At 65.2% G+C, this 19419-nt stretch carries 26 protein-coding genes; 25 read left to right on the top strand and 1 reads right to left on the bottom strand.

Annotated features, from left to right (window positions below; genetic code table 11):
• Window positions 1–104 precede the first annotated feature (104 nt).
• Window positions 105–575: a hypothetical protein gene (locus tag C6V82_RS09585; protein ID WP_102587728.1), complete on the top strand. Its 471-nt coding sequence runs from the start codon at window positions 105–107 to the stop codon at window positions 573–575.
• A gap of 44 nt (window positions 576–619) precedes the next feature.
• Entirely contained in the window at window positions 620–1759 is a 1140-nt protein-coding gene (locus C6V82_RS09580) for a zeta toxin family protein (RefSeq protein WP_102587727.1), read from the top strand.
• Window positions 1760–1839: 80 nt separating this feature from the next.
• Here C6V82_RS09580 and C6V82_RS09575 read toward each other — a convergent pair whose 3' ends face one another.
• On the bottom strand, window positions 1840–2157 hold the full coding sequence (locus tag C6V82_RS09575; RefSeq protein ID WP_102587797.1) for a HigA family addiction module antitoxin: 318 nt from the start codon (window positions 2155–2157) through the stop codon (window positions 1840–1842).
• A 36-nt stretch (window positions 2158–2193) separates the two neighbouring features.
• Here C6V82_RS09575 and C6V82_RS18110 point away from each other — a divergent pair, with 36 nt between their 5' ends.
• The 23 genes from C6V82_RS18110 to thiE all read left to right on the top strand — a co-directional run bounded on the left by C6V82_RS18110 (window position 2194) and on the right by thiE (window position 19381).
• Entirely contained in the window at window positions 2194–2358 is a 165-nt protein-coding gene (locus tag C6V82_RS18110; RefSeq protein ID WP_180978258.1) for a hypothetical protein, read from the top strand.
• A 67-nt stretch (window positions 2359–2425) separates the two neighbouring features.
• Window positions 2426–3163 (top strand): hypothetical protein, encoded by a 738-nt coding sequence (locus C6V82_RS09570; RefSeq protein WP_229843151.1) that lies wholly within the window; start codon window positions 2426–2428, stop codon window positions 3161–3163.
• Between the two features lie 102 nt (window positions 3164–3265).
• Window positions 3266–3415 carry a hypothetical protein gene (locus C6V82_RS18105; protein WP_180978257.1) on the top strand — a complete coding sequence of 50 codons (150 nt, stop codon included), beginning with the start codon at window positions 3266–3268 and terminating at the stop codon, window positions 3413–3415.
• Complete coding sequence (locus tag C6V82_RS09565) at window positions 3415–4149, top strand: metal ABC transporter ATP-binding protein (protein WP_102587726.1); 735 nt, start codon at window positions 3415–3417, stop codon at window positions 4147–4149. The genes C6V82_RS18105 and C6V82_RS09565 overlap by 1 nt, the downstream gene beginning before the upstream one ends.
• Window positions 4133–5023: a metal ABC transporter permease gene (locus tag C6V82_RS09560; RefSeq protein WP_102587725.1), complete on the top strand. Its 891-nt coding sequence runs from the start codon at window positions 4133–4135 to the stop codon at window positions 5021–5023. Before C6V82_RS09565 ends, C6V82_RS09560 begins: the two co-directional genes overlap by 17 nt.
• A gap of 42 nt (window positions 5024–5065) precedes the next feature.
• Window positions 5066–6115: a metal ABC transporter solute-binding protein, Zn/Mn family gene (locus C6V82_RS09555; protein ID WP_102587724.1), complete on the top strand. Its 1050-nt coding sequence runs from the start codon at window positions 5066–5068 to the stop codon at window positions 6113–6115.
• An 86-nt stretch (window positions 6116–6201) separates the two neighbouring features.
• Complete coding sequence (locus C6V82_RS09550) at window positions 6202–6504, top strand: DUF4160 domain-containing protein (RefSeq protein WP_219724490.1); 303 nt, start codon at window positions 6202–6204, stop codon at window positions 6502–6504.
• Between the two features lie 19 nt (window positions 6505–6523).
• Entirely contained in the window at window positions 6524–6763 is a 240-nt protein-coding gene (locus C6V82_RS09545) for a DUF2442 domain-containing protein (protein WP_102587722.1), read from the top strand.
• A gap of 209 nt (window positions 6764–6972) precedes the next feature.
• A complete protein-coding gene (locus C6V82_RS09535; RefSeq protein ID WP_102587721.1) occupies window positions 6973–7281 on the top strand; it encodes a nucleotidyltransferase domain-containing protein in 309 nt (102 codons plus the stop codon).
• Window positions 7278–7805 carry a hypothetical protein gene (locus C6V82_RS09530; RefSeq protein WP_102587720.1) on the top strand — a complete coding sequence of 176 codons (528 nt, stop codon included), beginning with the start codon at window positions 7278–7280 and terminating at the stop codon, window positions 7803–7805. Before C6V82_RS09535 ends, C6V82_RS09530 begins: the two co-directional genes overlap by 4 nt.
• A 44-nt stretch (window positions 7806–7849) precedes the next feature.
• Window positions 7850–8527 (top strand): ABC transporter ATP-binding protein, encoded by a 678-nt coding sequence (locus C6V82_RS09525; RefSeq protein WP_102587719.1) that lies wholly within the window; start codon window positions 7850–7852, stop codon window positions 8525–8527.
• Window positions 8527–11064 (top strand): FtsX-like permease family protein, encoded by a 2538-nt coding sequence (locus tag C6V82_RS09520; RefSeq protein WP_102587718.1) that lies wholly within the window; start codon window positions 8527–8529, stop codon window positions 11062–11064. Before C6V82_RS09525 ends, C6V82_RS09520 begins: the two co-directional genes overlap by 1 nt.
• On the top strand, window positions 11061–12227 hold the full coding sequence (locus C6V82_RS09515; RefSeq protein ID WP_229843149.1) for a lipocalin-like domain-containing protein: 1167 nt from the start codon (window positions 11061–11063) through the stop codon (window positions 12225–12227). Before C6V82_RS09520 ends, C6V82_RS09515 begins: the two co-directional genes overlap by 4 nt.
• Window positions 12228–12276: 49 nt before the next feature.
• Window positions 12277–13182: a LysR family transcriptional regulator gene (locus C6V82_RS09510; protein WP_102587717.1), complete on the top strand. Its 906-nt coding sequence runs from the start codon at window positions 12277–12279 to the stop codon at window positions 13180–13182.
• Window positions 13183–13298: 116 nt separating this feature from the next.
• The gene (locus tag C6V82_RS09505; protein ID WP_102587716.1) at window positions 13299–13721 is read left to right on the top strand and encodes a DoxX family protein; all 423 of its coding nucleotides are present in this window, start codon (window positions 13299–13301) and stop codon (window positions 13719–13721) included.
• Window positions 13722–13834: 113 nt separating this feature from the next.
• The gene (locus tag C6V82_RS09500) at window positions 13835–14584 is read left to right on the top strand and encodes a DODA-type extradiol aromatic ring-opening family dioxygenase (protein ID WP_102587715.1); all 750 of its coding nucleotides are present in this window, start codon (window positions 13835–13837) and stop codon (window positions 14582–14584) included.
• Between the two features lie 125 nt (window positions 14585–14709).
• Window positions 14710–15054: a hypothetical protein gene (locus C6V82_RS09495; RefSeq protein ID WP_102587714.1), complete on the top strand. Its 345-nt coding sequence runs from the start codon at window positions 14710–14712 to the stop codon at window positions 15052–15054.
• A 71-nt stretch (window positions 15055–15125) separates the two neighbouring features.
• Window positions 15126–15641 carry a C40 family peptidase gene (locus C6V82_RS09490; protein ID WP_102587713.1) on the top strand — a complete coding sequence of 172 codons (516 nt, stop codon included), beginning with the start codon at window positions 15126–15128 and terminating at the stop codon, window positions 15639–15641.
• Window positions 15642–15822: 181 nt separating this feature from the next.
• A complete protein-coding gene (locus tag C6V82_RS09485) occupies window positions 15823–16851 on the top strand; it encodes an ABC transporter substrate-binding protein (RefSeq protein ID WP_102587712.1) in 1029 nt (342 codons plus the stop codon).
• 8 nt (window positions 16852–16859) lie between these two features.
• Complete coding sequence (locus tag C6V82_RS09480) at window positions 16860–17612, top strand: ABC transporter permease (protein WP_102587793.1); 753 nt, start codon at window positions 16860–16862, stop codon at window positions 17610–17612.
• On the top strand, window positions 17609–18406 hold the full coding sequence (locus C6V82_RS09475; protein ID WP_229843147.1) for an ABC transporter ATP-binding protein: 798 nt from the start codon (window positions 17609–17611) through the stop codon (window positions 18404–18406). Before C6V82_RS09480 ends, C6V82_RS09475 begins: the two co-directional genes overlap by 4 nt.
• A 27-nt stretch (window positions 18407–18433) precedes the next feature.
• On the top strand, window positions 18434–18733 hold the full coding sequence (locus tag C6V82_RS09470) for a DsrE family protein (protein WP_102587711.1): 300 nt from the start codon (window positions 18434–18436) through the stop codon (window positions 18731–18733).
• A gap of 36 nt (window positions 18734–18769) precedes the next feature.
• Complete coding sequence (gene thiE, locus C6V82_RS09465) at window positions 18770–19381, top strand: thiamine phosphate synthase (RefSeq protein WP_102587710.1); 612 nt, start codon at window positions 18770–18772, stop codon at window positions 19379–19381.
• Window positions 19382–19419 lie beyond the last annotated feature (38 nt).

The raw sequence follows: 19419 nt of genomic DNA, 5'->3' as shown, positions 1-19419 counted from the left end.
TCATGCGTACCCATGCCACCGCCACAGATTGATGGTGATTGATTCAGCATCGCGGCTGGGTTATCGAAATGCTATCTTGTAAGTGCATAAAAGGAGGTAGAAGCATGAATGCACTGCCTGACAAAGTGAAGACTTATAAACGAACCGGGACGAAAACCACCGTCGTCCGGCGACGTCGTACGCACAAAGCCCGCCAAGACAGCAGTAACAGTGAAGCGCAGGCACAGCGCCTCCCGGCAACCGTGTTGGATAACCGCCTGAAACAGCGCTGGGGCCATATCTTCAGGCTCCTGAACCGCAAGGCCCGCGAAGCGGATGCCTCTGGTCACCCAGAGCTGGGTGAACGGCTCCGCCATGTTGCAAAGGAGTTTTATCCCACCAAGCGCCGCCAATTCGCTGCTTGCCAGTCGAAGAACGATTACGACGCTACCATGGCAGCATACAGCCAGCTTGGGCATGTCGTCCGCATGATCTCAGAGGCAACCCCTGACGAGAACATGGTGCGCGAAAGCGAACGTTTCACCGCCGCCGTGTTAGACGACCTCTCGAACCACAAATCGCGCCTCTCCATCTAATCGAGCTGTGTAAATACCTTATAAGATCGACATGGCCGGACCCAATGCCGACAGACCCATCTTGGTTCGCTGACAGCGCGGATATACCCACCAAAACCCTCGGCAACATTTACTCTTCTGAGATTGCTCCGGCGTATCTCGACGGCCTCGCACCGGCTGAAGATAAGCGAGCGATCCTGATTGGTGGGCAACCAGGGGCAGGCAAGTCATCGGTGCAGGATTCTCTGAGTGCGGAGATTGAAGACGACTTCGTGGCCATCGATGCAGATGAACTGAGAGACTACGTGCCGGGGTATACTGATCGCGCCAGGACAGTCGATCAGGCGCAAGGGGCGGCGAACTGGTCTCATGCTGCCACACAATACCTGACAAGCCGGCTCCTCGAGGATGCCATCTTGAAAGGAGTCAACTTCGTCTTCGACGCCACACTGGCAAAAAGCGACAAGGCTATCGATCTTATCAGCCGGCTCCAAGCAAATGGCTATGAAGTAGACGTGGCTTATGTCTGCACACATCGCAGCATCAGCGAACGGGGAGTACAACAGCGCTATTTCTACGACAAGCGTGACGTGGGCTCCGAGATGGATGCTGGCGATTTGATCCCACGCTATGTTCCCAGCGCAGTGCAATCTGAAGCCTTCACCGGCCTGTCCGCCGTAGTGAAGGCGGTTGACCGGCACAGCCACAACACCACGGATGTCCAGCTCAGCCTTTGGGAACGAAACTCTGAACTTGGTGAACCAGCAAAGCAGATTCCCTTCAAACCAGGCGAAGCCTCACAAGCTCTGGAGCAAGCCCAGCAGCGGCAGCTATCCAGCTTCGAACAACTGACAGCACACTTCCGGGAGTGGAATGACCTGACAGTCATGATCACCAACCCGGCGTCCCGCGCAACCCTGAATGAGCTTCGTGAAACATCGCTAATTTATTCAACACAGCTCGAACGCCATGACTGGGAAGTGCCGAACAGATTTCAACGAATCGTTATGCGCCTTCTCACTTCCGACAGAGCCCTATCGGCCCGGGGTAACGCTTACAGAAAAGGCGACGGCGAAGGGTTCATGCGTATGGCTCGCGAATACACCAGTCAACGACTGCACGAACATATCAATGAGATTCCCGGCCATTGGCACCAACGCACATCAAGACCCAGCCCAAGCGATCCGAACAATCCATCCCGCTAGCCACCATCGGCGAGAGGTCTGCAACTCGTGCCAAGCGAGATCACAACGATGCTCGGCGGCTCATCCCCGCTGGCGCGGAGTTACACCAACTCGGCGAAGCTTTCTATGGGCGGCTGGGCACGGTGTTCGGCCTGCCACAGGTCGTAATCACATTGCACCGCCAGCCAGGCACGCGCCCGGCCAATGCCGGCTCTTTCAAGGCGAACGGCCAGATCCGGGCTAATCGGTGCCCGCCCGTGCAGAATCCGCGACAGAGTTTCCCGCGCCAGCCCCAGGCGACGCGCCATTTCCGTCACGCTGATCTCCAGTGCCGGCAATACATCTTCGCGCAGCGTCTCACCGGGGTGCGGGGGATGTCGACGCCGGAGCTGTAAGTCCGTAAAGGGGGTAGCTGTCATCAAATAATCGGTACGAACGGCACGCAGCCGCTTAGCGTGGCGGCCATCAGCATCACTGCGCTCAGCTTCATCATCGACATCAATGTTCACGTCCTCGTGTTTATCAAACAGGCTTTCTTAATCAACGATCATGGCATGGTGGCAGCGGTCATGTCGCGCATCGTTCTGACGTCGGGGAATGCCCCCACATTAGCAGCATGAGGCATGCGGTTCCCGCCCCCTTGCTGCTAGGCTTCTGAGGTTCCCCTCACCGCCCTGGAGCTGCCCGATGCCGACTTTCTTACGCCCCTCCACACGATTGGCCCGCGCGCTCTCGAAAAGCGGTCTGTCGTCTTCGAAACCGTCGTTTGCCTGCCGTTCGCTGCTGATCCTGCTGCTATCGGCCATCTGGCTTTCCACGCCAGCCCTTGCCCAATCCTCTTCCCAGGAATACCGCGCCTACGAGGATGCGCTGGCCCAAGGCTCGCGACACGCCAACCTGTGGCAGGTCGGGTGGACAAGCGTCTACGCCGGAAGCCTGGCCGTGAATGCCTGGCAGGCCAGCGAAGCGAGCGATGCGGACGACCGCTTCGATGCCCGGGTCGGGGTGGTCAAGTCGGCATTGGCGCTGGGTGGCATGCTGCTGGACCGCCAACCGCATCCTGCCGCTTACCGTGAATGGCGTGACGGCGAGGACGATATCCAGCGTGCCCGTCGGTTGCTCGAAGCCGTCGCCGAGGAAGAACGAGCGCGCCGCAGCCTTCAGGCGCGACTCGGCTCGCTGGCCGTCAATACCATTGCGGGGCTGACGATTGCGGTGGGCGATGGCCGCGAGCGCGACGGGGCGATCAACTTCGCCACCGGCATGCTGGTCAGCGAACTGCAGTTGCAGAGCCAGCCGCGCCAGGCCACCTCGGCGATCAATCGCTTTCAGCCCGCCAGGGTCTCGTTCGGTGATGTTCACCTCGAAGGCGAGTACGCCTGGCTGGTGGGGCCCAGTCAGTTGGGCGTCGCCCTGCGCTATTGAGCATCGCCCCCTTGGCGTTGAACCGCTGGCGATGCCGAGCGCTCTGGCCAGGATGAGTATTGTTATGTTATAACCTCCCCCACTTTGCCGGAGGAGGCTTCCATGGCACATCGCACACACCGGCACCGCCCGGAAGGACCTTGCCATTTCTCGCTGATGTCGCTGGCCGCCGGCCGCCGATTGCTGCTGGTGGCAGCACCCCTGGTTGGCCTGTGGCTGGCGACATCCTGGGCCGCCGGGTGGTGGTCCTGATGTCGCGCCTGCAACTCGAAGACCTGCAACTGGCGCGCGGTGGACAAACCGTGCTCGAACATCTCGATGGCCGCTTCATGGATGGCGCCATCACCGCTCTGGTCGGCGCCAACGGCTCGGGCAAGAGCACGCTGATCGCCTCGATCATGGGCATGCTGCGCCCGGTGGCCGGCAAGGTGGAATGTCAGGTACCGAAGGAGCGTTGCGCCTGGTTGCCACAACAATTGGCCCTGGACCTGACCTTTCCGATGAGTGTCGAAGAGCTGATCATGACCGGCACCTGGCCAAGCCATGGGGCGCTGAAAGGCTATTGCGCGGCGCACTACCGGCGGGGCCGCGAGATCATGGCCAGGCTCGGCATCTCGTCGCTTGCCCATCGCCCGTTGGGCGAGCTCTCCGGTGGCCAGCGCCAGCGCGCGTTGATCGGCCGCACCCTGATGCAGGAAGCCGAACTGCTGCTGCTCGATGAACCCTTTGCCAACGTCGACATCGAGACCGTCAACGTGCTGACGGATGTGCTGCGCGACACGGCCAGGCAAGGCGCCACCATCATTGTGGTGCTGCATGACCTGGAACAACTCTCGCGGCTGGCCGACGACGTGCTGATCCTGGCCGGCGGCCATGGCCGCTGGGCAAGCCCCGAATCGCTGCTGGAACGCTATGCCGGCCAGCCTGCCAAGGCCCCGCGCCTGCCTTTCATCTTCCCGGATACTCTTGATGCTGGAACTGTTTGACGCCTGGCTGCTGGCCCCCTTCGACTACGGCTTCATGCGCCGCGCCTTCGTGGCCGGGCTTGCCCTGTCCCTGGCCGCTCCGCCACTCGGGGTGTTCCTGATGCTGCGCGGCATGAGCCTGATCGGTGATGCCATGGCCCACGCCATCCTGCCCGGCGTGGCGCTGGGCTTTCTGCTGGCCGGCTTCTCGCTGCCGATGATGAGCCTGGGTGGCGTGCTCTCGGGGCTGTTGGTGGCGGTGATGGCCGGTAGCGTCTCGCAGATGACCGGCCACCGCGAGGACTCCGCCATGGCCAGCTTCTTCCTGATCTCGCTGGCCGGCGGGGTGATGCTGGTATCGCTGGGCGGCAGCAGCGTGGACCTGACCCATGTGCTGTTCGGCTCGATACTTGCCGTCAACACCACGGCGCTGGTGCTGATCACCGCCATCACCAGCCTGATCGTGGTCACCCTGGCAGTGATCTTCCGCGCCCTGGTGGTGGAGTGCCTCGATCCGCTGTTCCTGCGCGGCCAGGGGGTGCGCGGGGGGCTGGTCCACGGCATGTTCCTGGGGCTGGTGGTGCTCAACCTCACCGCCGGCTTCCAGACCCTCGGCACCCTGATGGCGGTGGGCCTGATGATGCTGCCGGCCACCACCGCGCGCTTCTGGAGCAAGCGCCTGGAAGGACTGATCGGCATCGCCATCGGCATCGCCATGCTCGCCAGCAGCGGTGGCCTGCTGCTCTCCTATCACCTGAGCCTGCCTTCGGGCCCCGCGATCATCCTGCTGGCCGGGGTGGCCTACCTGCTCTCGGCCCTGTTCGGCCGTCACCACAGCCTGACCGAGCGCCTGCGCCGGCGTGCCGCCCCGCTGGGCTCGGCCGAGTCGTCCTGACCTTACAACTCATTGATGACCTCCACGAAGGATTCAACACCGATGCAACCAATCACACGAGCCCCGAGTTCCGCCGCCCTGCTGCTGGCCGTCGCCACCCTGCTGCCCATGCCCGCCGCTATCGCCGCCGAGCGCGTCCAGGTGGTGACCAGCTTCAGCATCCTCGCCGACATGATCGACAACGTCGGTGGCGAGCATGTCGAGATCACGTCCCTGGTCGGCCCCGACAGCGACGCCCACGTCTATTCACCGCGCCCCACCGATGCCCGCCGGCTGGCCGAGGCCGACCTGGTGGTGTTCAACGGCCTGCGCTTCGAAGGCTGGATGGAGCGACTGGTCGAATCGAGCGATTACGACGGAGCGCTGGTCATCACCACAGAAGGGATCGCCAGCGTGCCGCGCGATGAGCATGGCCATGTGGATCACGACGACCACGGCCATGACGATCATGCAGACCACGACGATCACGCGAATGACCACGATGATCATGGCGGCCATGATGACCATGACCACGGTGACCAGGACCCCCACGGCTGGCAGGATCTCGCCATGGGCCAGGTCTATGTCGCCAACATCCGCGACGGCCTGATCGAGGCCGACCCGGACAACGCCGCCGCCTACCGCGACAACGCCGAGCGCTACATCAACGAGCTCGAGGCCACCGATGCCGAGATACGCGAGCTGCTCGGCGAGATTCCCGGGTCCACCAGCGTGATCACCGGCCACGACTCCTTCGGCCACTTCTCCGCGGCCTACGGTATTCGCTTCCTCTCGCCGGTGGGGCTCTCCACCGAAGCCGAGCCGAGTGCCGCCAACATGGCCCGCCTGATCGACGTCATCCGCGACGAGAACGTGCAGGCGCTGTTCCACGAAAACATGACGAGCCCGGCGATCATCAACCAGCTCGCCGAGGAAACCGGGCTCGAGGTCGTCGGCACGCTGTATGCCGATGCGCTGGCCGCCGAAGGCCAGGCAAGCACCTATATCGGCATGATGCTGCACAACGCCCGCACCCTGCATGCAGCCCTGGCCGACCTGGATCATGACGACCACGGCGATCATGGGCATGACCACGACCACGATGATCATTGACCGATAGCCTCGCGGCTACTTCCCGGTGCTGCGCGAGAACACCGTGCTTGAGCGCTACCAGGTGGTCATCGACCTGGCATTCACTGATGATTTCTTCCACAACGCTGCGAGGACGCTGCCATGCCGGTTATCTCGATGTTCTATGGCATCATTTTATCCGCATGTATTTTCTGGACAATCAGCACCATGGCGAGCCGCACTTGCATGCACGCTATGCTGAGTACGAGGCGTCGATCAGCCTTGCCGAAGGTGAGGTACTGGCCGGAGAATTGCCGCGCAAGCAGCTGCGTCTGGTGCAGGCCTGGATCGAGCTGCATCGCGATGAACTGATGGCCGACTGGGCCTTGGCAATTGCGGGGGAAAGCCTCTACAAGATCGATCCGCTGTAATGGACAAGGAGACATGCCTATGTATTGGGATGTGAAAGTCGTCAGGCCACAACCCGACTATACGCTCTATGTGGAGCTGGAAAATGGCCAGAAGGGCCTGTTCGACATGAAACCCTACCTGGACCACGGCATTTTCCGTGAGCTGCGTGATACGGCCTACTTCGCTCGGGTTGATATCCTGTTTGGCGCCGTGACCTGGCCCAACGGACAGGATGTCGCACCGGAAACGCTGCTGGCTGAGCTAAAACAGCCGGCATGATGCTGCATAACGCCCGTACCCTGCATGACGCCCTGGCCGACCTGGATCATGTCGATGACGGCCATGACGACCACGACCACGACCACGACCACGAGGATCATTGACCGATAGCCTCGCGGCTCGATCAACGCCATCTTCGGGTGGCGTTGTCGACCACCGCAGGCGCAGTGCTAGACTCTTGATGAGCCTCTCATGCCCGGAATCTCACCATGCGTCTCACCCGTCAGCAGCGCCAGCTCATCCTCTCCACCACCAGGCAGCTGGTTGGTGCAGACGTGGAGGTCCGACTGTTCGGCTCACGCCTCGACGATACCCGACGCGGTGGTGACCTGGACCTGTTGCTGGTATCTCCCGCATCTATCTCACTTCTCGCGCGCGCCGAACTGAAGCAGGCATTGGAAGAGTCCTTGCAACTCCCTGTGGATATAGTGACTTATGCACAGCACACTGACCCGACTCCCTTCCAGGCCATCGCGCTGAAACAAGCACGGCCAATCGATGTCGAGGATGCCGCATGAGCCACGATGTTCTCGACGATCAGAAGCGCCACCTCGCTGAACTTCTGGAAGCCATCCAGCGCTGTGCCTGGTTTCTCCAGCAGTCGGAAGCCAAGCTCGATTGGCCAATCGAGCCCGTTTGGCTGTCAGAGCACAAGAAGGACGTCGACCTCTTCGAGACACTTGCCGCCATCAATGAGCGATTCGCCAAGCTTCAGGACTCCCTGGCCTCCGCCATGCGCCATAGTGCTCTGCTGGCAGGGGAGTCCATTGACAGCTTCCTCAAGGTGCTCGCCTTCTTCGAGAAACAGGGTGTCATCGACACCACTGATGATTGGCAACGCTGTCGTGCGGTTCGCAACATGGCGGCACATGACTACGCCACGCATTACGCTGAAATCGCCGAGCACTTCAATTTGCTTCATGAGCTCTCGGAGTCCCTGTTCCAGGCATCCCGACGGCTGATTGCCTGGAGTGCCGATCAGCTCGGCATGGTTCCCGCCAGCCAAGATTTTTCCGCAGAGTTCGAAGGTATCTTCACCTGAGCGATGGCTCACACCATCGTCGAAGCGGCGCCAGGGAGGATGCCATGCTCGATTTTTGTGATGTCCACAAGGCCTATCCCACCCCGCAAGGGCCGCTGCGGGTGCTCGATGGCCTCGACCTGCGGCTGGCGCCGGGCGAGAGCCTGGCGCTGATGGGGGAGTCGGGCAGTGGCAAGTCGACCCTGCTGCACCTGGCCGCCGGGCTCGATCTGGCGGATCACGGCGAGGTGTTGCTGGCCGGTGAATCTCTCGCCCGCCTTGGCGAACCGGCACGCGCACGGCTGCGCCGCGAGTCGCTTGGCCTGGTGTTCCAGCAGTTCCATCTGGTGCCGAGCCTCACGGTGGCCGACAACCTGCGCCTGCAGGCCCGCCTGGCGGGCAGGGAGGATGCCGAGTGGTCAGCCGAGCTGCTGGCGCGGTTGGGGCTTTCGGCACTGGCGCGGCGCTACCCCGAGCAGTTGTCCGGTGGCCAGCAGCAGCGCCTGGCCATCGGCCGGGCGCTGGCCCCGCGCCCGGCCCTGCTGCTTGCCGATGAGCCCACCGGCAACCTCGACGAGACCACCGCCGGCGAGGTACTCGAGCTGCTGCTCGATCTGGTGCGCGATACCGGCTGCGCCCTGTTGCTGGTGACCCACAGCGCCCAGGTGGCTGCACCGCTGGACCGCTGCGAGCGACTTTCCCATGGCCGGCTTGACCATGACCCGCGGGCCGCCAGGCCGTGATGCATACCGCCTTCCTCACCCTGCTTTCCCACTACCGGCGCCACCCCGGGCAGTTGGCGATGCTGCTGCTAGGGCTGTGGGTGGCAAGCGCGCTGTGGAGCGGTGTCGAGGCGATCAATGCCTCGGCTCGGGACAGCTACGCCCGCGCGGAGTCACTGTTCACCAGCGGCCTGGACGGCCTGCAACGTGCCGATGGCCAGCCGCTGACCCGTGACGACTTCCTGCGCCTGCGCCGGGCGGGTGTGCCGGTCTCCCCCCTGCTGGAAGGCCGGTTGGAAGCACCCGATGGCACCCGCTTGACGGTGATCGGCATCGACCCGCTCACGCTACCCGGTGACAGCGCCTTCGCCAGCACCGACAACCAGGCAGACAATCGGGCCACATTGGCCAACTTCGTCACCCCGCCATGGCAGACCCGGCTCTCTCCCGACACCCTTGGCGCCTTCGGTCTCGACCTGCGCAACGCCACAGGCGCCACCCCGCCGCTGGCCGATGGCCAACGCCTGCCTGCGCTGAGCCTTTCGCCAGCGCTGCCGCCCGACACCCTGGTGATGGATATCGCCGCGGCGGCCGAGCTGCTGGGCAGCGGCGATACACTGACCCGTCTGGTGGCGAAGGCCGGCCAGCTCGACGAGGCACCGCCGGGGCTTGCGCTGACGCGCGCCGACACCCAGCTCTCGCCCGGTCAGCTCACCGAGAGCTTTCACCTCAACCTCACGGCCATGGCGATGCTCGCCCTGGTGGTCGGGCTGTTCATCGTCCAGGCGGCGCTGGGGCTGGCCCTGGAGCAGCGCCTGGCGCTGCTGCGCACCCTGCGGGCGCTGGGTGTCTCGGGCTGGGCGCTGGTCGGCCTGCTGGCACTGGAACTGCTGGTGCTTGGCGTACTCGGCGCCCTGGCCGGTATCGCCAGCGGCGCGTGGCTGGCGCAGCGGCTGCTGCCGGATGTCGCCGCCACCCTGGGCAGCCTCTACGGCGCGGGGGTCTCGAGCGATCTGCGGCTGCCCTGGCACTACTGGCTCGGCGGCCTGGGGGTGACTCTGGGTGGCCTGCTGCTGGCCGGCAGCGGCGTGCTTTGGCGGGCGGCACGGCTCAGCGTGCTGGGGCTTGGCCAGGCCCAGACCTGGCGTACGGGCTTCCATCGCCAACTGCGCCTTATGGCGCTGGGTGGTGGCGTGGCGGCCCTGGCCGCGCTGGCGCTGTGGGGATGGCTGGCGCGCCAGCCGGCGGGCGAGGGACTGATGGCTGGCTTCGGCATGGTCGGCTTTGTGCTGCTGGCCAGTGCGTTATGGCTGCCGCCGCTGCTCGCCGCTTTGCTGGCGTGGCTGAGCGCGCGCCTGCGTCGTTACGCCCTTGCGCACTGGGCGCTGGCCGACCTTCAACTGCAGTTGCCCCGGCTGTCGCTCGCCATGATGGCGCTGCTGGTCGCGCTCTCCGCCAACCTCGGCGTAAGCAGCATGGTCGGCGGCTTCCGCCTGACCTTCCTCGATTGGCTCGACCAGCGCCTGGTGGCCGACCTCTACCTGCAGCCGCCCGTCGAGCGTACCGAGGAGATTCATGCCTGGCTGACCGAGCGCCCCGAGGTGGCCGAGCTGCTGCCCACGCGCCGCCGCGAGGCCACCCTGGTGGCCACTGGAGTAACCACCGGAGCGGCAGCCGAAAGTCCTCCAGAAGAGACGTCCCTCGACCGCCCGGTGGTGCTGTATGGCATCACGCCGGGCGTGCGGCTCATGCCCAGTTGGCCATTGCTCGACACCCTGGAGGGCCGCGATGCGGCATGGGCGGGGCTCGCCGCCGGTGAGGTCTTCATCAACGAACAGTTGGCCATCGCCGAGGGCCTCGCACCGGGCGCAACCGTCACCCTGGCGGTGCCGGGCCAACGGGAGACCAGGCGGGTACTGGCGATCTACCCCGATTATGGCAACCCGCGCGGCGAGGTACTGATGGCCACGCCCCGGCTCGCCAAGACGTTCCACGCCCCGCCGCGCTCAGTGGGAATCGTGCTGGCTGAGGGTGTGAGCAGCGAGGCGCTGGGCCGCGCCCTGAACGCGCGCTTCGCGCAGGGAAGCGATGCCTTGCAGGATCAGCGCAGCGTCAAGCGCCTGGCCACCACGATATTCGAGCGCACCTTCACCATCACTCGGGCGCTCACCGCCCTGACCCTGATGGTGGCCGCCCTGGCCCTGCTGGCCAGCCTGCTCGCCCAGGCCCGCGAGCGCCGTCGCCATCTGGCACCGCTGTGGGCGCTCGGGGTGCCGCGACGCCGCCTGCTGTGGGTGAGCCTGGCCCAGCTGGGTGGGCTGGCACTGGTCACCGGCCTTCTGGCCGTGCCGCTGGGCATCGCCATCACCGCGGGGCTGGTCGGGGTGATCAACGTGGCGGCCTTCGGCTGGCGGCTGCCGCTGCATATCTTCCCCGGCGAAGTCGCGCTGACGGTGACCACCGCCGTCGGCGTGGCGTTGCTGGCGGCGCTATTGCCGGCGCTGAGGCTGTGGCGGGCCTCGCCACGCGCGCTGCTCGCCGAGGAGACACCAGCATGACGCACCTCCGCCGCTTGCAGCGTGCCACTGGCCTGGCCATGGCCATAGCACTGTGCCTGGGCCTTGCCGCTTGCGAGCGCACGCCCGCTCCGTCCTCGGCCCCGCAGGGCTTCGCCGGGCTGGGTGCCGAAGGCGACGGCTTTGCCCAGGCCGGGCCGAATCAGCGGCTGCGCTTCCCCGAGGACCACGGCCCGCATCCCGATACACGCATCGAATGGTGGTACCTCACCGCCAACCTCGAGGATGACGAGGGCCAGCCACTCGGCCTGCAATGGACGCTGTTTCGCCAGGCACTGATGCCACCCACTGAGCGCCCCGAGCCCGCCACGTGGAGCGCCGACCAGGTCTGGATGGCGCATATGGCGGTCTCGCGCGGCGACACGCACCGCGTGGCGGAGCGTTTCGCACGTGGCCACTCGGCACGAGTGGACGGCCAGGCCGGTGCGCAGGCCGCACCGTTCCGCGCCTGGCTGGATGACTGGGAGCTGAGTTCACGCCGTTCGGCAACCCACGACGAATCATTCGGACACCTCGCACTGAGCTCCTTTGCCCCCCATGAGCAGGGAACCTTCGGCTTCCAGCTTGCGCTCGATGCCGAGGGGCCGCTGGTGCTGCATGGCGAGTCGGGCTTCAGTCAGAAGGCCGCCGACGGCCAGGGGTCGATGTACTACAGCCAGCCGTTCTGGCGGGTCAGCGGCGACGTCACCCTGGATGGCGAGACCCGCCGGGTCACCGGCCGGGCCTGGCTCGACCGCGAATGGAGCAGCCAGCTGCTCGGCCCCGACCAGCGGGGCTGGGACTGGTTCTCGCTGCATCTGGCCGATGGCCACAAGCTGATGGCTTTCCAACTGCGGGGAGGCGGCGAAGGCGGAGGCGACTACCGCTCCGGCACCTGGATCAGCCCCGACGGCGAGACGCGTGCCCTGGCCGAGGATGAGCTCGCGCTGAGCGCCCTCGGTGAGTCCCGCGTGGCCGGCCGCGACGTGCCCACCCGCTGGCGGCTCGAGGTGCCCCACGCCGGGCTCGACGTCGAGGTGTCCGCCCCCTACGCCGAGCGCTGGATGCCGACCAGCGTCGGCTACTGGGAAGGCGAGGTGGTGGTACACGAGAGCGACAGCGGCGAGCGAGTCGGCGAGGGTTACCTGGAAATGACCGGGTACTGAGCCTGCCGGAAGACCTTTGAGCAAGAGCGGGCCAAAAAGGAGTACCGCCATGAATCTGCTGGACGCCATCAACGCCTTCGTGCGGGTCTCGGAGCTTGGCAGCTACACGCGCGCGGCGGAGGTGCTGGATCTATCGCGAAGCCGTGTCTCGCGGCTGATCGTGGATCTGGAGACCCATCTGGAGGTGCGCCTGCTGCAGCGCACCACGCGGCGACTGCACCTGACCGAGGCCGGTGAGCGCTACCTGGCACGCGCCCAGGGCATCCTGCTGGCGCTTGAGGAGGCGCATGCGGAAGTCGCTCACGGCACCAGCGAGATTCGCGGGCGACTGCGCGTCAACGGGCCGATGTCCTTCGGCACCCGCTTCCTGGCGCCGCATATCGCCCGCTTCATGGCCGAGCACCCGGCGCTGCAGGTGCGGCTCGACCTCAACGACCGACGTGTCGATCTGCTTGAGGAGGGCTTCGATCTGGCGATCCGCATCGGCAGCCTGCCGGACTCGAGCCTGGTGGCGCGCCGTTTGACCCGCTGCCGTCTCGTGCTTTGCGCCTCGCCCGACTATCTGGCGCGACACGGCGAGCCCGCCACGCTCGACGCACTGAGCGACCATCACTGCCTGCGCTACCGCAGCGGCAACAGTGGCGGCGACTGGCAACTTGGCGGCAGGCACCTGGCCGTGCATGGGCCGCTCGACAGCAACAACGGCGATGTGCTGACCCATGCGGCGGAAGCCGGGCTCGGGATCGCCCATCAACCCAGCTTCCTGGTCACCGAAAGCATTGCCAGTGGCCGGCTGGTACCGATACTCGTCGGTGAACCGGCGGTCTCGCTGGATATCCACGGCGTCTACCCGGCCAGACGCCATCTGCCGGCCAAGGTGGAGCGGCTAATGGACGCTCTGACCGAAGCCTGGGGCGACCCGCCAGTGTGGGAGCGGGAGATGGGCTTGTGGTGATTATTGTCGCCAATTCAGCAACAGTATTGTGCGAAAAAGGCTGATTATCTCGTAAAACGTTACGGGTAGAGTGGCTCCATCAACCCCACACCATATCCCTGACGGAGATCACCCTCATGACCACACACGCCACACACTCTTCCCGAATCGACAACCTGCAGCCCCACGCCACGGCCCTGCTGCGCGTGGCCCTCGGTACCATGACCCTGGCCCATGGCCTGATGAAGGTCTTCCTCTTTACCGTGCCCGGTACCGTCGGCTACTTCGAGTCGCTGGGCCTGCCCGCCATCGTCGCCTACCTGACGATTATCGCCGAGGTGGGTGGTGGTCTGGCTCTGATTCTCGGCATCTACACCCGCTGGATCAGTCTCGCCCTGGTGCCGGTGCTGCTGGGCGCCGCCTGGGTCCATGCCGGTAATGGCTGGGTATTCTCCAACGCCGGCGGAGGCTGGGAATTCCCGGTGTTCTGGACCATCGCGCTGCTGGTGCAGGCCGGCCTCGGCGGCGGTAGTCTCACATTGAATCGCCGGTTCGCCTGAGGTCCTTGCGAGTCACTCATCCGCTGCCACCCGCTTGCGGGCGGCAGCGCTCTCGGTGCCACACTCGTGGTACAGCGCTATTAATTCGGCACGCCAGAACGAGGAGCCACACCATGTTGCCCAGTCTATTCATCTCCCACGGCTCACCCATGCTCGCCCTGACCCCGGGGGAAGCTCACGACTTCCTGCGCCAGTTGGGCCAGCGGTTACTTCAGACAGACCGCCCGAAAGCCATCGTGGTGGTCTCGGCCCACTGGGAAAGCCAACGCCTGATGGTCAGTACCAGCGAGCACCCCGAGACCATCCACGACTTCGGCGGCTTTCCGCGCGAACTGTTCGAGTGCCAGTACCCGGCGCCCGGCCTGCCCGACCTGGCCAGGCGCCTGGCGCGTGAGCTCAACGCCGTACCCACCGAGCGCGGCCTGGATCACGGCGCCTGGGTGCCGCTGTCGCTGATGTTTCCCGAGGCCGATATCCCGGTGGTCTCCCTGTCACTACCAGTTAGCTGGTCGAATGCCGAGCTGGCCGCACTCGGCGAGACACTGGCGGCACTGCGCGAGGACAACATTCTGGTGATCGGCTCGGGTAGCCTGACCCACAATCTGGCCGAACTTCAGGCACTCGATGCCCCGATGCCGGCCTGGGTCGGTGAGTTCGCCGACTGGATCGATGCCAGGCTTGCCGACGACGACCGCGATGCGCTGCTGGCCTGGGAGCGCGCCCCCCACGCCCGCGAGAACCACCCCACGCCCGAGCATTTCCTGCCATTGCTGGTGGCCATGGGCGCGGGCGGCACGCCAAGCCGGTTGCATCACAGCGTCGAGCATGGGGTGCTTGCCATGGATGTCTACGCGTTTGCATGAACACTTTTGAGGAACTCACGAGGACGCCATCTCGACCTTGCAAGGTGGCAACCTACTTCTACACTTCTTGTACAAGATGAATTTCCTCAACCGCGCTTCTTCAATCACGCCACGAGGCTGACACGATGGGTTCCCATGATTACCAACTGGGCGATCACATGACGCTCAAGCAACTGGCCGATGCGCTGTCGCATGGCTTCACACCGATCGTCGAGGTCGAGTCGATGGATGGTATCTATACGGTCAGGCTGCATCACCGCAACGGTGTCTCCCAGCTCTCCGATGCCGATGGCAGGACGCGGACCTTCCTGGGCACCGGCGAGATACGCGACCTGCTTGGCGACATCGGCCTGACCCACGGGGTACTGACCTGGTCGGATCAGTGCGGCGACGAGATGATCGGCGTTCCAGGACATGCCATGACCCCCGACGAGATGCTGGCGCACGGCACCCGCATCGCCTTTCGCTGAACAGGCCTTTCACTGACGCGTGACGACGGCTAATGTAGCCGTTTGTCCCGATTCTGGAAGCGATCTCCGTCATGGCAAGCCACGCCACACCGCCTACCACCTCGACCACCCCGCACGGGTTGTACACGGTTCTGGTGTTGTTGATGCTGCTGACCCTTGCCGGTTGCGCCGGCCGTGAACTGGCCACCCATGACCCCGCGCCGGGTGAGGGGCTTTCCATGGAACGCGCCTTGATTCTCTCCACCGCCGAGCGCGCACTGGGCACCCCGTATCGATTCGGCGGCACCACGCCCTCGGGGCTCGATTGCTCGGGGCTGGTGGCACTCGCCTATCGGGCCGCGGGCATTCCGGTCCCGCGCACCGCCGACGACCAGTTCCGCGAACTGCCTACGCTTGATGAGGCACGCCCGGGCGACCTGCTGTTCTTCGACACCGCCGGGCGCGGCAAGGCCAGCCACGTGGGCATCTATCGTGGCAACGGCCAGATGATTCACGCGCCAGGCCGGGGCCGCCGGGTCGAGAGCACCCCGCTTTCCATCGCTTACTGGGAGGAACGCTTCCTGGGTGCCGCAGGCCCGGCTCCCTGATGCGTCTTGACCTGGAGATGCCAACCTCTTCCCCCTCCCTCACTATAATTATAAAAAATCGTTTCAAGATTGCCATTCAGTTATATAGAGCAAGGCGCTAGACTAGACGCCCGTGTTTTAACACCAACGTTTTAACACCAACGTTTTGACGCGAACGTTTTTCTGACGGAGACGCCTTGCCATGTCACCTCGCACTTACCTCGCCGCCCTCCTGGCCGGCTTGATGTCATTCGTCGGCCAGGCCCAGGCCGATGATCACACCACGACCCTCGAGGTCGGCTACATGCCGATTCTGCCGGTCGCTCAACTGTTCGTCATGGAAGGTGAAGGATGGACCGAAGAGGCCGGCCTGACACTGGAACTGACGCGTTTCTCCAGTGGCCCGGCGATGGTTCAGGCGCTGGCTTCCGGCGAGCTGGATGTCATGTACTTCGGCATCGGCCCTGCCATGGTGGCGCGTGCCAACGGCGTGCCGATCAAGGTGCTGGCTTCGAGCATTCAGGAGCAGATCGGCCTGGTGGCACGCGGCGAATTCGCTGACACCTTCGAGGACGATGACGCCGCCGAAGCCATCGCCCGTTTCACCGAGGAGCAGGGACGCAAGCCGAAGATCGCCACCTTCCCCCAGGGGTCGGTTCCGGACACCGTGCTGCGCTTCTGGCTGGTGGAGCAACTGGGCATTGGCCTGGATGCCGTTGAAATCGTCGCCATGGGTGCAGACCGCGTGCAGCAGGCACTACTTGCCGGTGCCGTGGATGCCGCCTCGATCCTCGAGCCGATTCTCACTACCGTCCAGGAACGCGACGACAGCGCCCGCGTGGTAGCGCGTGCCGATTCGATGCTGCCGGGCCAGCCCGGCGCCGTTCTGGCGGCCCGCGAAGCCACCCTGGAGGAACACCCCGAGGCGATGCGAGCGTTGATGGCGTTGCACCTGCGCGCCACCGAGATGCTGATCGATGAACCCGAGCGCGCCGCCCCCCATGTGCGCGAGTTCGTCGGCCGCCGGTTGATCGACCTGGCAACGGTCGAGACCGCCTTGAGCTCCCCATCCTCCAACTACGAGAGCGACCCCCATGCCATTCAGGCGGGCACCCGGCGCATGCACGACTTCCAGGTCAGCCAGGGTTCGCTGCGCAAGGAAGTGGATCTCGATGCGCTGTTCGATACTCGCCTGTATGACGAGGTGAGCGAGGAGCGCGCCGAGCAATGAGCCTGGCCATGAGTCGTTCCCGGCGCACGCTTTACAGTGCGCTGGGGCTGGTTGCCTTTGTGCTGCTGTGGGAGCTCGCGCTGCGCAGTGGCTTGCTGCCCGGCAGCCTGGTGCCGCTGCCGTCGTCGATTCCGCTGGTATTCTGGTACGAGCTGGCGGACGGCATCTGGCTCGACGTGGTGCGCTCCAGCCTTGGTCACTACAGCGTCGGGCTGCTGATCGGCTCGAGCCTGGGGATCGCGGTCGGCGTCGCGGCGGCGCTGCTGCCGCGTTTCGATGCGCTGCATGCCTGGCTCGCCCGCCTGCTGCGGCCGATCCCGCCGCTGGCCTGGATTCCCTTCGCGATCATCTGGTTTGGCATCAACCCCACCGCCGCTGCCTTCATCATCAGCATCGGGGTGTTCTGGATCAACTACTTCGCCAGCTATAGCTCGGTACGCTCCATCGACCCCGATTACGACGAAGTCGCCCTGGCCTTTGGCCAACGCAGCTTTGTCTCGCGGCTCACCAAGGTCAACCTGCCGGCCGCCGCCCCGGGCATCCTCGGCGGGCTGCGCGCCGGGCTCGGCCAAGGCTGGATGACCGTGGTCGCCGCCGAGCTGTTCGGCATTCCCGGCATCGGGCAGCGCATGATGGAGGCATCGAGCCTGCTGGCAACCGACATCGTGGTGGTCTACATGCTGACCATCGCCGGGCTGTATGCGCTGTTCGATTTCCTGTTCATGCTGATCCAGCGACGCCTGCTGAGGTGGCAGCCATGATGACATCCTCGACATCCAGCGGTGTGACACAGGCTCACGCCTCGACTTCGCCGGCAGTGCTCAGCGCGCGCAGCGTAAGTCTCGGCTTTGGTGGCACCCCCGTGCTGGCCGGCGTCGACATGGCGCTGCATCCGCGCGAGTTCGTGGCGGTGGTGGGTGCCTCGGGGGTCGGCAAATCGACCCTGTTGCGTGCGCTGACCGGCCTGCTCGCTCCCCAATCCGGCGAGGTGGAGATTCCCGCCGGTAACGACCCCGGCACCCGCGCCTGGTCGATGGTCTTTCAGGCCCCACGCCTGTTTCCCTGGCGCCGCGTTCGCGCCAATGTCGAACTGGGGCTCGAGGGGCTGGGCCTATCGCGCGCCGAGCGCCGCGAGCGGGCCATCGAGCCCTTGACGCTGGTCGGCCTCGATGAATACGCCAATCGCTGGCCGCACACCCTGTCCGGTGGCCAGCAACAGCGGGTGGGCATCGCCCGGGCACTGGCCGTGCGCCCCAGGGTGCTGTTCATGGATGAGCCTTTCTCGGCGCTGGATGCCATCACCCGTCGTCGCCTTCAACATGAACTGATCGCCCTGCGCCGACGCACCGACGCCGCCATCGTCTTCGTCACCCACGATATCGAGGAAGCGGTATTGCTTGCCGACCGCGTGATGGTGCTGGGCGGCCACGGTCCTGACCAGCCGGCCCGCGTCGTCGAGACCCTGGCGGTCGACCTGCCACTGGACGAGCGCCGCGACCACCCCGACTTCGCGCCCCTGGTGCAACACGTCGAGGCCCGCATCGGCGAGCACTGAGCCCTGGCACTCATCACGGAGATCCCCATGACACCGCTTCGCGTGCTGCTTCACGCCCCCACCGCCGAGGCGCTGGCCCGCGCCAGGCGCAACGCCAGCAACCTGCTCGATGCCCGGCCCGACGCCGAGGTGCTGATCATCGCTAATGCCGGCGCCGTGGGCGCCGCCCTGGCCACGCCCGACGCCAGCGACCCGTTGCTGCGGGTGTGCCGCAACTCGCTGACTGCCCAGCGGCTCGACAACGACCGAGGGCTTGCCGAGGTCGAAGCGGCCGTGGTCACCCTGGCCGAACACCAGGCTCAGGGCTGGTCCTATATTCGCGCCTGAGCATTGCCCCCCGCCATCCGACTCTGGAGATCATCGATGCGTCTGGATCTTTCCCTGTACCTGGTGACCGACCCTGGCCTGTGCGCCCGTGCCGGGCTGGTCGAAACCGTGGTAGCCGCCGTGCGCGGAGGCGTGACGGTCGTGCAGTTGCGCGACAAGCACGCAAGCGACGCTGAAATGATCGACCAGGCGCGCCGTCTGAAGGCGGCACTTGCCGGCACGGGTGTGCCGCTGATCATCAACGACCGGCTGACCGTGGCGCTCGAAAGCGGTGCGGACGGCCTGCATATCGGGCAGGACGACGGTGACGTGGCCGCCGCGCGCGAGGCACTTGGCGAAGGGGCGATCCTCGGGCTCTCGGTGCAGCGCCACGATCAGCTCGCCCGGGTCGATGTCGAGCAGCTCGACTATCTCGGCCTGGGGCCGGTATTCGCCACCCCGAGCAAGCACGACCATTCCGAACCGCTGGGCTTCTCGGGGCTCGCCTCGCTGGTCGCGGCAAGTCCATTGTCCAGTGTGGCGATCGGCGGGCTCAAGGCGGAACACACAAGCGCGGTGCGCGACACCGGCGCTGGAGGCCTGGCGGTGATCTCGGCAATCTGCGGCCAAGCGGACCCCGAAGCGGCGGCACGGCGTTTCTTCGTGTAAGCCCTGCCGCCAACGGCACATTCCATCAACACCAAGGC

It is taken from the genome of Halomonas urumqiensis, assembly GCF_003028575.1.
GTDB classification, from domain to species: Bacteria; Pseudomonadota; Gammaproteobacteria; order Pseudomonadales; family Halomonadaceae; genus Halomonas; species Halomonas urumqiensis.
Note: the sequence above shows the minus strand (reverse complement) of the source record. Positions and strands in the feature narration are given on the sequence as shown.

Bases quoted from the DNA above. Each gene is read 5' to 3' on its own strand.
- C6V82_RS09545 (WP_102587722.1), top strand. From the start codon at position 6,524: ATGTATTGGGATGTGAAAGTCGTCAGGCCACAACCCGACTATACGCTC.
- C6V82_RS09470 (WP_102587711.1), top strand. From the start codon at position 18,434: ATGACACCGCTTCGCGTGCTGCTTCACGCCCCCACCGCCGAGGCGCTG.
- C6V82_RS09535 (WP_102587721.1), top strand. From the start codon at position 6,973: ATGCGTCTCACCCGTCAGCAGCGCCAGCTCATCCTCTCCACCACCAGG.
- C6V82_RS09485 (WP_102587712.1), top strand. From the start codon at position 15,823: ATGTCACCTCGCACTTACCTCGCCGCCCTCCTGGCCGGCTTGATGTCA.
- C6V82_RS09500 (WP_102587715.1), top strand. From the start codon at position 13,835: ATGTTGCCCAGTCTATTCATCTCCCACGGCTCACCCATGCTCGCCCTG.
- C6V82_RS09520 (WP_102587718.1), top strand. From the start codon at position 8,527: ATGCATACCGCCTTCCTCACCCTGCTTTCCCACTACCGGCGCCACCCC.
- C6V82_RS09510 (WP_102587717.1), top strand. From the start codon at position 12,277: ATGAATCTGCTGGACGCCATCAACGCCTTCGTGCGGGTCTCGGAGCTT.
- C6V82_RS09585 (WP_102587728.1), top strand. From the start codon at position 105: ATGAATGCACTGCCTGACAAAGTGAAGACTTATAAACGAACCGGGACG.
- C6V82_RS09530 (WP_102587720.1), top strand. From the start codon at position 7,278: ATGAGCCACGATGTTCTCGACGATCAGAAGCGCCACCTCGCTGAACTT.
- C6V82_RS09560 (WP_102587725.1), top strand. From the start codon at position 4,133: ATGCTGGAACTGTTTGACGCCTGGCTGCTGGCCCCCTTCGACTACGGC.
- thiE (WP_102587710.1), top strand. From the start codon at position 18,770: ATGCGTCTGGATCTTTCCCTGTACCTGGTGACCGACCCTGGCCTGTGC.
- C6V82_RS09550 (WP_219724490.1), top strand. From the start codon at position 6,202: ATGATTTCTTCCACAACGCTGCGAGGACGCTGCCATGCCGGTTATCTC.
- C6V82_RS09495 (WP_102587714.1), top strand. From the start codon at position 14,710: ATGGGTTCCCATGATTACCAACTGGGCGATCACATGACGCTCAAGCAA.
- C6V82_RS09570 (WP_229843151.1), top strand. From the start codon at position 2,426: ATGCCGACTTTCTTACGCCCCTCCACACGATTGGCCCGCGCGCTCTCG.
- C6V82_RS09515 (WP_229843149.1), top strand. From the start codon at position 11,061: ATGACGCACCTCCGCCGCTTGCAGCGTGCCACTGGCCTGGCCATGGCC.
- C6V82_RS09475 (WP_229843147.1), top strand. From the start codon at position 17,609: ATGATGACATCCTCGACATCCAGCGGTGTGACACAGGCTCACGCCTCG.
- C6V82_RS09555 (WP_102587724.1), top strand. From the start codon at position 5,066: ATGCAACCAATCACACGAGCCCCGAGTTCCGCCGCCCTGCTGCTGGCC.
- C6V82_RS18105 (WP_180978257.1), top strand. From the start codon at position 3,266: ATGGCACATCGCACACACCGGCACCGCCCGGAAGGACCTTGCCATTTC.
- C6V82_RS09580 (WP_102587727.1), top strand. From the start codon at position 620: ATGCCGACAGACCCATCTTGGTTCGCTGACAGCGCGGATATACCCACC.
- C6V82_RS09525 (WP_102587719.1), top strand. From the start codon at position 7,850: ATGCTCGATTTTTGTGATGTCCACAAGGCCTATCCCACCCCGCAAGGG.
- C6V82_RS09575 (WP_102587797.1), bottom strand. From the start codon at position 2,157: ATGACAGCTACCCCCTTTACGGACTTACAGCTCCGGCGTCGACATCCC.
- C6V82_RS09505 (WP_102587716.1), top strand. From the start codon at position 13,299: ATGACCACACACGCCACACACTCTTCCCGAATCGACAACCTGCAGCCC.
- C6V82_RS09490 (WP_102587713.1), top strand. From the start codon at position 15,126: ATGGCAAGCCACGCCACACCGCCTACCACCTCGACCACCCCGCACGGG.
- C6V82_RS09565 (WP_102587726.1), top strand. From the start codon at position 3,415: ATGTCGCGCCTGCAACTCGAAGACCTGCAACTGGCGCGCGGTGGACAA.
- C6V82_RS09480 (WP_102587793.1), top strand. From the start codon at position 16,860: ATGAGTCGTTCCCGGCGCACGCTTTACAGTGCGCTGGGGCTGGTTGCC.